We start from the raw sequence: 12,526 nt of genomic DNA, 5'->3' as shown, positions 1-12,526 counted from the left end.
TTACCTTTTTACTAGAAGTTTGTCACAAAGCCTATGGCCTTACTTGAAATTCTTGAGTTTCCCGACCCCCGTCTGCGCACCGTCGCCAAGCCGGTGGATACCGTGGACGACAGCATTCGCGAACTGATCGACAATATGTTCGAGACTATGTACGCCGCCCCGGGTATTGGCCTCGCGGCCACCCAGGTGAACGTACACCGCCGTATAGTGGTCATGGACCTGTCGGAAGATCAGAACGAACCCCGGGTGTTTATTAACCCCGAGGTCACAGTGCTGGGCGAAGACGAAGCCCCCTATGACGAGGGCTGCCTGTCCGTTCCCGGCTTTTACGAGAGCGTCGACAGACCCACCCAAATTCGGGTTGAAGCACTCGATCGCGATGGCCAACCCTTTACCCTGGAGCCCGATGGTCTGCTGGCCGTCTGTATTCAGCACGAGTTGGATCATTTAAACGGCAAGCTGTTTGTCGATTATTTGTCCCAGATGAAGCGTCAGCGTATTCGCAAAAAACTCGAAAAACTCCACCGCGCCCAGGCCTAACGCCCAGGCGCCGTCAGGCCCGGACACGACTCAATGACTGCTCCACTGCGAATCATTTTCGCCGGTACCCCCGATTTTGCCGCGCACCACTTGCAAGTGTTGCTGGACAGCCCCCACCAGGTGGTGGCCTGTTACACCCAGCCCGACCGCCCCGCCGGACGCGGTAAAAAACTAAAGCCCAGCCCGGTTAAAACTCTGGCGCAAGAGGCTGAAATACCGGTATTTCAGCCGCTGTCGCTAAAAGACTCAGATGCTCAGCAAGCGCTGGCCGCGCATCAAGCCGATTTAATGGTGGTGGTCGCCTACGGATTGCTGTTGCCCAAAGCCGTATTAGACACTCCGCGTCTGGGCTGCGTGAATGTACACGCCTCACTGCTGCCGCGCTGGCGCGGCGCCGCCCCCATCCAACGGGCTATTGAGGCGGGCGACACGGAATCCGGGGTTACCATTATGCAGATGGATGTGGGCCTGGATACCGGCGATATGCTGGTCAAGGCGCGCTGCCCCATCGGCGCCCAGGATACGGGCGGCAGCCTGCACGACACCCTAATGGGGTTGGGCGGCCCAGCACTGTTAGAGGCCTTGCAACAGCTGGCCGGGAATAAAGCGAATCCCGAGGTACAAGACGACAACCTGGCCAACTACGCCGCCAAAATCAGCAAAGCCGAGGCGCAGATTGATTGGCACACTAATGTCACCGATATAGATCGGAAAATCCGCGCCTTTAACCCCTTCCCCGTTGCCTTCACCCGGCGCGCACAAGCACCCGAAGCCGCGATACGGCTGTGGCAAGCCGAGCCTGTAGATGGCCCTGCGGGCGAGGCAGGAGAGATAGTCGCCATCGAACCCGAGCGCCTGATAGTGGCCTGCGGCCAGGGCGCACTGGCCATCAGCCGCTTACAACTACCGGGTAAAAAGGTCATGGCAGTGGGAGATTTACTGCGCGGCAACCGCGATTTGTTTACCGTTGGCGAGCGCTTTACAGGTCCCCAGGCGTGAGTTTAAAGCCCCGCGTCGCCTGTGCCCGCGTCCTGGCCGAGTTGCTGCGTCACAAAGGCTCGCTGGCCAGTAGCCTGCCCCAGTGGCAGGACAAGGTGGCACCGGCCGACCAGGCTTTGATGCGCGAGCTGTGCTATGGCAGCATGCGCTACTACCCACGCCTCAATGCGATTGTAGGGCTGCTACTGGAAAAGCCCCTGCGCAATAAAGACAGCGATGTTCTGGCGCTGCTGCTGCTTGGCCTATACCAGCTGGACTACACCCGCATCCCCGACCACGCCGCCATTGGCGAAACCGCCGGCGCCGCCAAAGCCCTTAAAAAGCCCTGGGCAACCGGATTAATCAACGGTGCCCTGCGCCGCTATCAGCGCGAAAAGCAAACGTTAACCGACTCCCTTAAAGAGAGCGAGGAATATACCTGCGCCCACCCCCAATGGCTGCTAAATGCCTACCGCGCCGCGTGGCCGGATGACGTAGAAACCATTATTGCCGCCAATAACGCCCATCCTCCGCTAACGCTGCGCCTTAATACTCGAACCCAAACCCGCGAGGCCTATTTGCAGTCTCTGGCTGAATCCGACATTGAGGCTACCGCCACCCCATGGAGCCCCTGCGGCCTCACCCTGACAACCCCTTGCGACCCCACGGGTCTGCCGGGTTTTGCCCGCGGACAGGTGAGCGTGCAGGACGAAGCCACGCAATTTGCCGCCCCACTGCTCGAGCTGGCCCCCGGCCAGCGAGTGCTGGACGCCTGCGCCGCCCCCGGGGGCAAGACTGGCCATATACTGCAGAGCGAACCCGAGCTTGCGGAGGTCGTTGCCGTGGATTTGGAAGCCCGACGCCTAGCGCGGGTTGAGGAAAACCTGACGCGTTTAAACGTACAGGCCAAGGTGGTCGCAGGCGATGCCACCGAACCGGCCAGTTGGTGGAACGGCACTCCTTTTGATCGCATTTTGCTGGACGCGCCCTGCTCCGCCACGGGCATCATTCGCCGCCAGAGCGATATTAAGCTATTGCGCAGCGCTGCCGATATCGAGCGTTTAACCGAGCTTCAGGGCCAGATGTTAAAGGCTCTTTGGCCGCTGTTGGCGCCGGGGGGCATCTTGCTATACGCCACCTGTTCGGCGCTACCGGCGGAAAACAGCGAGCAGGTTGAGCGGTTTTTGCAAACCACCGATAACGCCGTCGAGCTGCCCATTGACGCGGCCTGGGGCAGCGCGCAACCAGCGGGGCGCCAACTGCTACCACAACGCGAGGGGCATGACGGTTTTTACTACGCCAAAATCAGAAAAATAGCCAAATGACCGCCAAAGGCGGTAAAGTTTGTGCGCGGACCCGCGCAAAAGCGGGCCAACCTAAGGACTAACCCGGCCGTGTTATGAAGATTATTATTCTGGGGGCAGGACAAGTGGGCGCCAGCCTGGCTGAAAACCTCGCCGATGAATCCAATGACATTACCATTATCGACACCGACGACTCGCGCCTGCGCGAGCTGCGCGATCGGCTGGATATTGGGGTAGTCAATGGCGCGGGATCGCACCCGGATGTGCTGGTACAGGCAGGCGTTGAAGACGCCGATATGCTGGTGGCGGTGACCAATAACGACGAAACCAACATGATTGCCTGCCAGGTGGCCTACAGTTTATTCCGCACTCCCACCAAAATCGCACGGGTGCGCGCCACCGCCTATCTCACCAACAACAAGCTGTTTGCCGATGAATCCATCCCCATCGATGTACTCATCAGCCCCGAACAGCTGGTCTCTGACTATATTCACCGGCTCATCGAAACGCCGGGCGCGCTGCAAGTACTGGATTTTGCCCAGGGCAAAGTACAACTGGTGGCGGTAAAGGCCTACCACGGTGGCCCCCTGGTGGGGCAAGAGCTGCGCTTTTTACGCGAGCATATGCCCGCCGTCGACACCCGGGTGGCGGCTATTTACCGCCGCGGTCAAGCCATTATGCCCACCGGCGCAAGCGTGATTGAGGCGGACGACGAAGTGTTTTTTCTCGCCGGTAAAAACGATATCCGCGCCGTTATCAGTGAACTTCGCCGCATGGAGACCGCCTACAAGCGGATTATCATCGCCGGCGGCGGCAATATCGGCATGCGTCTGGCGCGCAAGCTCGAGGGCCGCTATAGCGTGCGGGTGATCGAGCACAACAAAAGGCGCGCCGAGCACTTGGCCGAACACCTAGAGCGCGCCATTGTGCTGCAGGGCAGCGCCTCGGATCAGGACCTGCTGGCGGATGAGAACATTGAAGACACGGATGTGTTTTTGGCCCTGACCAACGACGACGAGGCCAATATTATGTCGTCCATGCTGGCCAAACGCCTGGGGGCGCGCAAGGTAATGGCACTGATTAACAACCCCGCCTATGTGGATTTGGTACAGGGGGGCGATATTGATATCGCCATTTCCCCGCAGACCACCACCATCGGCAGCCTGCTTACCCATGTGCGCCGGGGCGATATGGTTAGCGTGTACTCACTTCGGCGCGGCGCCGCCGAGGCGATTGAACTGATTGCCCACGGCGATAAAAACTCGTCCAAGGTGGTGGGCCGTGCACTGGAGGACATCGACCTGCCCCAAGGCGCCAACATCGGCGCCATCGTGCGCGAGAGTGAGACAGGCAGCGAGGTGATTATCGCCCACGACGATGTGGTGGTGGAAACCGGCGACCATGTGATTGTGTTCCTGCTCAACAAAAAACACATTCGCGATATCGAGAAGCTGTTCCAGGTTGGTTTTACCTTCTTCTAGGGCCTGCACCATGAATCACAAAGACACACATTACCGGGCGGAGACTGTATGCATTTTGCGGTAATTGCCCGCGTGCTGGGCGTGCTTTTGATGATGTTCAGCCTCACCCTGCTGGTGCCTATCAGCGTCAGCTTGTGGTTTAACGACCACAATTACATGACCTTTTTATGGGGCTTTGCGGTCACCTTTGGTTCGGGGCTGGCCATCTGGGCGCCGGTGTATAAAAGCCGCGCCGATCTGCGCACCCGCGATGGGTTTTTGGTCACCGCGCTTTTCTGGTTTGTGCTGGGCACTTTCGGTTCACTGCCACTGCTGTTTTCCAACGGCTTGGACCTATCGATTACCGATGCCATTTTTGAGTCTATTTCAGGGCTAACCACCACCGGGGCCACGGTAATTACCGGGCTGGATACCCTGCCCCCCTCTATTTTGTTTTACCGCCAACAATTGCAGTGGTTTGGCGGTATCGGGATTATTGTCATCGCCGTAGCCATTTTGCCCATGCTGGGCATCGGGGGAATGCAGCTGTACCGCGCCGAGGCGCCGGGGCCGGTTAAGGACAACAAGCTAACCCCGCGCATTACCGAGACCGCCAAGGCGCTGTTTACCACCTACCTGGTGTTTACGGTTGCCTGCGCTGTTGCCTACAAGGTCGCCGGTATGAACTGGTTCGAGGCCATTTGCCACGCCTTTTCCACCATTGCCAACGGCGGCTTCTCCACCCACGATGCCAGCATCCTGCACTATCAATCCCCGGCGATTATGATGATATGCACGGTGTTTATGCTGATCGCCGCCACTAACTTTGCCCTGCACTTTTTTGTCTGGCGGGAAAAATCCTTGCGTCACTATATCGAAGATGCCGAGCTTAAGTTTTATCTCTCCTGGATTGTGATCGGGGTGTTGGTGACCGTGGCCTATCTGGCTGGCTCGCAGGCCTATTCATTCAGCGACAGCTTTTATCTGGGCACCTTTAATTTTGTCTCCACCATGACCACGGCGGGCTTTGCCTCTAACTACTCCAGCTTTCCCAGCTTTTTACCCTACATGCTGTTTATTTTTGCCTTTGTGGGCGGCTGTGCCAGCTCGACAGGCGGCGGGATGAAGGCCATTCGGGTGCTCTTGCTCTATAAACAGGGGGTACGGGAAATTCATCGTTTGATCCACCCCAACGCCATTATTGCGGTGAAGGTGGGAAAAATTACCGTACCCGACCGAGTCATCGAGTCTGTGTGGGGCTTTTTTGCCATGTATGTGGTTGCCTTTGCCGGGATGTTTTTGGTGTTAATCGCCACAGGGTTGGATTTGCGCACCGCCTTTTCTGCCGTGGGTGCCTGCATTACTAATCTAGGGCCCGGTATGGGTGAGGTAGCCGCCCACTACGGCGACATTAACAGCCCCGCCAAGTGGGTACTGTGTTTTGCCATGCTGCTGGGGCGTTTAGAAGTTTTCACTCTGCTGGTGCTGTTTAGCTCGGCCTTCTGGAAGCGCTAATTAGCCCGCCGCCTGCCATCTAAAACTGCATTAAAACCGACTAGCTTTATTACCTCTTTGTAATATTCGGCGCCTGTTTCTACACACTTTTTAGACAAACAAAAAAAATGCGCTACAGACCCCATATCTGGTTATAAGATTCATACGTTTTTGTTATCTCTATGCTAGAGTAAATATTCTGCTAAGTTGCTAGTCTTTAGATTCAATGGATACTGAACGTTTGCTAAGCCGCTCCACCCTTTACCGCAGCATCGAGCTAAGCCTATGGCTCGTAGGCGTTGTTTTGCTGAGTGTATGGGCGACCCAGATGCTGCGCCAGGGCCCTATGGCGCAACAACACAGCGAACGTTTTTTAGCCCGCGCCCACGCCGCAACTCTGGAAACATCGGCCTTCGACAAAGATTCCCAACTCCCCTCCATCGATAAGATCGACACCAGTCTGTGGAGCGCTTCGCGAATTGAAGAGTTTCATAAAATCGACGCCGACAAAAACGACACCATTGGCGTGCTCAGCATCGATACTCTGGGGTTGAGCGCACCTATTTTTAGCGGCCCCTCAGACTTTAACCTCAATCGGGGGCTGGGTTGGCTGGATAGAACAGCGCCTCTTAGCGGTGGTGGTAATACCGCCATCGCCGGGCACCGCGATAGCTTTTTCCGAGTACTTAAAGATATTGAAAAGGGAGATGCCATTACGGTTACGACCTTAGGCGGCAAAAAAGAATACCTGGTTACCGAGCTACAAATTGTTGACCCCAGTGATGTGAGTGTTCTCGCGCCCACAGCGCACAATCAGATTACTCTAATCACCTGCTACCCGTTCTACCATGTTGGAAGTGCGCCGGAGCGATTTATCGTCACGGCCACAGAAAACTCACCCGCAACACTTCATTGAAAAAGGAAATCGTTATGAAGCTTTCTACGTGCGTTAAAACTAGTGTGTTAGGCGTTGCTTTGGTTGCCAGTTCATCGGTAATGGCAAAGGAATGTTCCGATATCCAATGGAAAGACTCGGTACTTAACGAGTACCCCAATATTGCCCAGGCTTGTCAGGGTGTGGTGGAAATGAACGGCCGCGAATACGTGGAGCTGGATGCCAAATATGTCCGCTCTGCCGGTGATCAGGCGCGTTTGCAGTTTAAACACCAAGATGGTTCTTACGGCGACACCTACCAAACCAAAAACCTGCCCGAAGACTTCCAAATTAATATCGATGGTCGTCAACGCAGCATTCACGCCTTGACCCGGGGCTCAACCCTGGAGCTGTTCATCCCCACCGATCGCTTCGCGTTGGTGGCCTCAGTGGATGAAATGCCAATGGAGCAGGAAATGATGGAAGAAGAGCCCGCCTACACCGCGCTGCCTTCCACTGCCTCCAATGTCACCCTTTATGCATTACTGGGTTCTCTGGCCTGTTCTTTGGCTTTAGGCCTGACGGTATTGCGCCGCAAACTGCGGGTGTAAACGTTAACGCCCGGCGGCCGCAAGGCCGCCTTGCTTTTTTCTAGCTTTATAGGCAGACCCTTGACTCCTTCCATTCTCGCACCCTATTTAGAACTCCCCTCGCGCGATCTAGCCGCCACAAAACGCTTTTTTCATGCCGTATTCGGGTGGCAGTTTACCGACTATGGCGATGCCTACACCGCGTTTGACTCAAATTACAACCTGGGCGGCTTTTATCTTGCCGATAAAGTCTCACACACATCTTCAGGCGCCTGCTTGATCGTGCTTTACAGCAAGCACTTGGAATCCACCCGACAAAAGGTTATCGATAGCGGCGGTCTTATCAGTGTGGATATTTTTACCTTTCCAGGCGGGCGCCGTTTTCAATTTACCGAACCGGGCGGTAGCGAGTTGGCAGTTTGGACTGATCAGTGAAAATTCATCCTGTCCCTATCGCTTTGTTTTTACAGATTTTATTTTTATTGGGCTGCCACCAAGAGGGCGATACAACCGATAGCGATTTTCTACACCTATTTAAAAGTCAACAATCTGATATTCAGGTTTCGGGCAGTGGAAAGGTAATCAGAATTTTGCCGGATGACTTAAAAGGTTCGCGCCATCAGCGCTTTATTATCCAAGCTCAACCCAGTTTAACACTCTTAATAGTACACAATATTGATATAGCACCGCGCATTAACGGTATTAAAACCGGCGATCAGATAACATTTGCAGGGGAATATATCTGGAACGACAAAGGAGGGCTGATTCACTGGACCCACCGAGACCCCAACGGGCGTCATCCGCACGGATGGATTATTCACCAGGCGCAAAAATACTGGTAAACCCACACCCCTTTTACACCGGATTTGCAAAGTCTACATAGCCAGAGGGAAAAACTCGATTAAAGCGACCATAAAAGCCCGTCTAACGCCGTTAAGCATTGGCATAAATAATGATTCGGGAAACTAACTATTTCTTGAATCATTGTTGGTATGAAAACCTCGTCACTCAAAAAACCATTTTTAATTACTGTGATTGGCCTGGCGGCCTTACTCCTCGCACTCTATGCCGCTATTCCTCATATCGCCAAGTATTATCTCAATCACTATGTTTTGGCCGATATGGGGGATTATACCGGTAGGGTCGACAGTATTCGTTTAGACTTACCTCGGGGTTCCTATCAGTTACAGGAGCTCAATATTCACCTTAAAGAGTCTGATCCATCTAACCCGTTTTTTTATACCGAAAGTCTCAACATCCACCTCAGTTGGTTTGCGTTGCGAAATCGGGAAATACTAGTGGATGTCGCACTGCTAAAACCCCAGCTACACTTGGTTGACTCACCCACTGGCCAAGCTGAGCAAAAAGGTGAGGGTACTAACTGGCTCGCAGTGTTTGACCAAATACTACCCACAACTCTCAACCGCCTGGACATTATTGACGGGAAAATTCGTTTTACCAATAGCGAAGCAGACCCAGCCGTAGATTTTCAATTGAACGCGATTAACGCCCACTTGGAAAATTTAACCAACGTCCGAGACCAGAATGGTCGCCGGGTTGCTTCGGCCACTCTTGCGGCAATCGCTTTTACCAATACACCCCTCACCGCCAACGCCACTTTTGATCCCTTTCAACACGATGACTTTCAGGTAGCGGTGCAATCGGGAAGAATCCCGCTTAGAGAAATCAATGATTTCGCCAAGGCCTATGCTGGCTTGGATTTCAAATCCGGTGATCTGCAATTATTCTCTGAGTTCGAGGCCGATTCGGGAAAAATGACCGGTTATGTTAAACCGCTCTTGGAGGACGTTAATATCGCAAGTTGGGAGCAGGATGTCGTGCAACAAAACGACAACCCGATACAGCTAACTTGGGAGACTTTAATGGGTTTTTTGGGCACGACCTTAACCAACCTGGAAACCGATAAGTTAGCGACCGAAATTTCCATTGACGGCACTATTGATCAAACTAAAATCGGCACTTGGCCCGCTGTTTGGGGGATTATTGAAAATGCGTTTATCGAGGCAATCCAAGCGCGCTTTAATCAATTGACACCTCTTACCCAAGAGTCATAAAAGCTCTTTGGCGGCAAATGCCCGCATTACATAATCGACTCGCTCCTCTGCACTCGGGTAGCGCTTGTGATCCAGACTTTCTATGTGTCTTAAGTGGGGCAATAGACCAAAACCATTGGCAACCTGAATGGCCAAACCGGGACGAGCGTTTAGCTCTAACAGCTCGGGGCCACGTTTCGCATCGAGTACGATATCGGCGCCCACATAGCCAAGCCCCGTCATATCATGACAGCGAGAGGCCAAACACAAAAGCCCACGCCAGTCGGGAACATCGATTTCTTTAAGCGAGCGTTTAGTGTCTGGGTGCTCGTACACAGGTTTACCAAACTGAACCGCATTAAGGCAGCGGCCGGTCGCTAAATCCAAACCCACACCGACAGCGCCCTGATGCAAGTTAGCCTTGCCATCCGAGGCGTGAGTGGCCAGACGCAACATCGCCATGACCGGAAAACCGCGAAACACCACCACACGAATATCCGGTACCCCTTCGAAGGAAAAACCGTCAAAGCAATCGTCAAATTCAATTAAATCTTCGACAATCACCTCATCGCTGACACCCCCTAAAGAGTAAAGCCCCGCCAGGGTATTACTCATATGACGGCGAATATCTTCCAGGGTAATTTTAGCGCCGGATGATTTTATAAAATCTTTGCCTTCGCGGCGTACAATCACCCAAATGCCTTTGCCGCCAGAACCTTTGGCAGGCTTAATAGCAAAGCCGTTGAGTTTGGCCAAGGATTGGTCAATCTGGCTGATTTCGTGTTGCTCTTTCACCACAAACTTTAATTGCGGCGTTGCCACTTCGTGCTCTTGCGCCAATAATTTTGTTTTTAACTTATTATCCACTAACGGGTACAAACGCCGGTCGTTGTAACGGCCAATAAAATCGCGATTGCGACCGTTCATCCCGAGCATTCCCATACGCTTTAATTTGAATGGGCTAATGATCATTATCGAACTGCTCCATGGAGCGGAAACGGCGCAACTCCGACAACTTGTACCCGGTGTACTGACCCATCATTAGAATCAGAGCCAATATCACTAAGTTGAGCTCGGGGAAATTAAAGCTTAAATGATTGACGATTCCTAAACTCATCAGCAGGTATGAAATTACCGCCACCAATAAACTGCCGCTGCCTTGTATCAGCACTTCGTGAGCACCCTCTTCTTCCCACAGAATACTCATGCGTTCAATGGTCCAGGCGATAATAATCATAGGGAAGAAAGTGACGGTAATCCCGGCATTAAACCCTAAACGGTAACCCACCAAACTGAGTATCGAGATCAAGAAAATCACTAATACAATTAGGGTCGCAATACGCGCGACTAACAACAAATTGAGATACGAAAGGTAATTGCGCAGCAAGAGTCCCAAGCCCACAATCAACACAAAACTAATTAGCCCGGGTATCAACGAGGTCTGCAAAAACGCCAGGGAAATCAAAATCGGCATAAAGGTGCCGGCGGTTTTTAACCCCACCATTACCCGCATAAACACCACGACCAGTGCCCCCAAAGGCAACAGGAATAGCAGCTTGAACATGCTCTGCTCTTCAATGGGTAGGCTGTAAACTCCCAGCAAGCTGAAAATATTTTCCTGGAACTGTACTTGCGAAAGCGCCATCGCCGGCACGGTTTGTTTGATCATCGAGAAGCTCAAGCGCGAGCTTTCACCGCCAATCACATCCAGCTGGGCATTTTCCCCCCGCGACCATAAAAGTAGATTTTCGGGCACGCCCTGTTTGGCGGTGGTGGCGTTAATCAACAGCCAACCGTCCTCGGTGTACAGCTCGACCATAGGAGTCAGCGTCTGGCGGCGCCGGGCATCTTCCAAATACAGCCCCATCACCGAGCGCGCCGCAACCCCCGCTTGGTTTAACAATTTAACCAACAATTCCGAGCGCCGCGGTTCGGCGACCAATAACAGCTGTGCGTTTTGATCGGGGGAGTTAGGACTGAGTAGTTTAATCAACTCGCGGGCGGTGCTGGCCGGGGTGGTCGAACGCGCGGTTGCGCCGCGCAACAACTCGCGCGCGGCGGTAGCCTCGGGCTCGCTCCAGAAAACATCGTCAACCTGTGGCGGTTCTGACGCTTTAGATCGTTCTACTGGGTTAACCGGTACATACTGAGCGTTGTAATAAAGTGTCTGGGGCCCGCTCACCTGTCGGCGGGTCCACTCGGCGCGCCGGTTTTGCTGATCATCCAAAACCGCAAACCCGTATCCGGGCGAGGCGGCCTGCTCGCGAATCAGGCGAAAACCCGGGGGCTCATCGGGTAAATCCAAACGCACCGTGGTCTCCTGCCCCAGAGCATTAAAATCGATGCGCGCCTCAATTAACCATACCGGCTTTTGCTCGCCGGGCATAAAAGGCACTTCGGTGGCGCTGTGACGCAACCAAGCGGTCAGTAGCCCGGCGACAATCAATCCGGCCACCATCAGGTAAAAAGGTATTCTGCCTCGATTCATGGGGCATCGCCCTCGGCGCTGCGTAGCGGCGCCAGAAATTCGCTGCTGACATCCACCACCATAACGTCGCGCAACGCGAGTCTACCCAAGCGGATATCGGCACTGGCGGATTTACGCTCAGTGAGAGTGAACTCGGCAAACTGTGTCAGTCGTCCCAAGGTAAAACGCAGGCGGACCACCGGACGCTGCTTATCACTACCGGCCAAACTGACCTCGCGGGTCAGCTTGCGCTCAACTTCACGCTCATCCCCTTCGCGACTGACAAACACAAAACGCACCCAATCCTCGCCATTGCGTTCGAATGGTTGGATATTTTTCGCCGGTAAAATGGCGTTACTAATACCCGTATCAATGCGCACCTGAGACTCCAGGCCTAAGTCATCGAAGCGCACCTGCTCTACCGAACCAACCACCTGTTTCGCCCCCTGATCAACCAATTGCGCGGCCAGATCGTCATCGGTGCTGGGCTCTACGTAGGGTACATCGGGACATTGCAGCGCCGACTCAGTGGGTGCAGGAGCAGGGATTTGTGCGCGGGTTTGCTCAAGCTCGCTCAGCAACTCATCCAGACCGCGGGCCAGCTCCTGCTGTTGAGACAGCAATACCCGATGGTTATGATCGCTTGCCATCGCGCACTCTTGCACGGTCTCAAGCTCGGAAGTCTGCACCAACCGATATTGGCTAGCACATCCACTGCCCAACACCAACAATAAAACAGGTGCCCACTTTAACCATAATGACATG

At 53.9% G+C, this 12,526-nt stretch carries 13 protein-coding genes; 10 read left to right on the top strand and 3 right to left on the bottom strand.

The annotated features are described in order from the left end of the window. Positions 1 to 33: 33 nt before the first annotated feature. The 10 genes from def to M6D89_RS14535 all read left to right on the top strand — a co-directional run bounded on the left by def (position 34) and on the right by M6D89_RS14535 (position 9,315). Positions 34 to 540, top strand: a complete 507-nt coding sequence (def, locus tag M6D89_RS14580) for a peptide deformylase (protein WP_253968817.1) — start codon at positions 34 to 36, stop codon at positions 538 to 540. 33 nt (positions 541 to 573) lie between these two features. After that, positions 574 to 1,539 (top strand): methionyl-tRNA formyltransferase, encoded by a 966-nt coding sequence (gene fmt, locus M6D89_RS14575; RefSeq protein ID WP_253968816.1) that lies wholly within the window; start codon positions 574 to 576, stop codon positions 1,537 to 1,539. Further along, on the top strand, positions 1,536 to 2,843 hold the full coding sequence (rsmB, locus tag M6D89_RS14570; protein WP_253968815.1) for a 16S rRNA (cytosine(967)-C(5))-methyltransferase RsmB: 1,308 nt from the start codon (positions 1,536 to 1,538) through the stop codon (positions 2,841 to 2,843). The genes fmt and rsmB overlap by 4 nt, the downstream gene beginning before the upstream one ends. Positions 2,844 to 2,917: 74 nt before the next feature. After that, positions 2,918 to 4,303 carry a Trk system potassium transporter TrkA gene (gene trkA, locus M6D89_RS14565; protein ID WP_253968814.1) on the top strand — a complete coding sequence of 462 codons (1,386 nt, stop codon included), beginning with the start codon at positions 2,918 to 2,920 and terminating at the stop codon, positions 4,301 to 4,303. Positions 4,304 to 4,351: 48 nt separating this feature from the next. Continuing rightward, the gene (locus M6D89_RS14560; RefSeq protein WP_253968813.1) at positions 4,352 to 5,797 is read left to right on the top strand and encodes a TrkH family potassium uptake protein; all 1,446 of its coding nucleotides are present in this window, start codon (positions 4,352 to 4,354) and stop codon (positions 5,795 to 5,797) included. A gap of 205 nt (positions 5,798 to 6,002) precedes the next feature. Then, positions 6,003 to 6,692, top strand: coding sequence for a class D sortase (locus M6D89_RS14555; protein WP_253968812.1), 690 nt, complete (start codon positions 6,003 to 6,005; stop codon positions 6,690 to 6,692). Between the two features lie 14 nt (positions 6,693 to 6,706). After that, the gene (locus M6D89_RS14550) at positions 6,707 to 7,261 is read left to right on the top strand and encodes a hypothetical protein (RefSeq protein ID WP_253968811.1); all 555 of its coding nucleotides are present in this window, start codon (positions 6,707 to 6,709) and stop codon (positions 7,259 to 7,261) included. Positions 7,262 to 7,321: 60 nt separating this feature from the next. Beyond that, entirely contained in the window at positions 7,322 to 7,675 is a 354-nt protein-coding gene (locus tag M6D89_RS14545; RefSeq protein WP_253968810.1) for a VOC family protein, read from the top strand. Then, positions 7,672 to 8,082 (top strand): DUF3465 domain-containing protein, encoded by a 411-nt coding sequence (locus tag M6D89_RS14540; protein ID WP_253968809.1) that lies wholly within the window; start codon positions 7,672 to 7,674, stop codon positions 8,080 to 8,082. The genes M6D89_RS14545 and M6D89_RS14540 overlap by 4 nt, the downstream gene beginning before the upstream one ends. A gap of 150 nt (positions 8,083 to 8,232) precedes the next feature. Further along, positions 8,233 to 9,315, top strand: coding sequence for a DUF748 domain-containing protein (locus M6D89_RS14535; protein WP_253968808.1), 1,083 nt, complete (start codon positions 8,233 to 8,235; stop codon positions 9,313 to 9,315). On the opposite strand, the gene M6D89_RS14530 is transcribed toward M6D89_RS14535, so the two are convergent. From M6D89_RS14530 to M6D89_RS14520, 3 genes are read right to left on the bottom strand one after another with little or no spacing between them, the layout of a single operon-like run. Continuing rightward, on the bottom strand, positions 9,310 to 10,266 hold the full coding sequence (locus M6D89_RS14530) for an alpha-L-glutamate ligase-like protein (protein ID WP_253968807.1): 957 nt from the start codon (positions 10,264 to 10,266) through the stop codon (positions 9,310 to 9,312). The genes M6D89_RS14535 and M6D89_RS14530 overlap by 6 nt on opposite strands. After that, a complete protein-coding gene (locus M6D89_RS14525; protein ID WP_253968806.1) occupies positions 10,256 to 11,782 on the bottom strand; it encodes an inactive transglutaminase family protein in 1,527 nt (508 codons plus the stop codon). The genes M6D89_RS14530 and M6D89_RS14525 overlap by 11 nt, the downstream gene beginning before the upstream one ends. Beyond that, the gene (locus tag M6D89_RS14520; protein ID WP_253968805.1) at positions 11,779 to 12,525 is read right to left on the bottom strand and encodes an ATP-dependent zinc protease family protein; all 747 of its coding nucleotides are present in this window, start codon (positions 12,523 to 12,525) and stop codon (positions 11,779 to 11,781) included. Before M6D89_RS14520 ends, M6D89_RS14525 begins: the two co-directional genes overlap by 4 nt. Position 12,526 lies beyond the last annotated feature (1 nt).

The organism is Gilvimarinus xylanilyticus (assembly GCF_024195295.1).
GTDB lineage: Bacteria > Pseudomonadota > Gammaproteobacteria > Pseudomonadales > Cellvibrionaceae > Gilvimarinus > Gilvimarinus xylanilyticus.
This window is presented reverse-complemented; position numbering and strand designations above follow the sequence as displayed.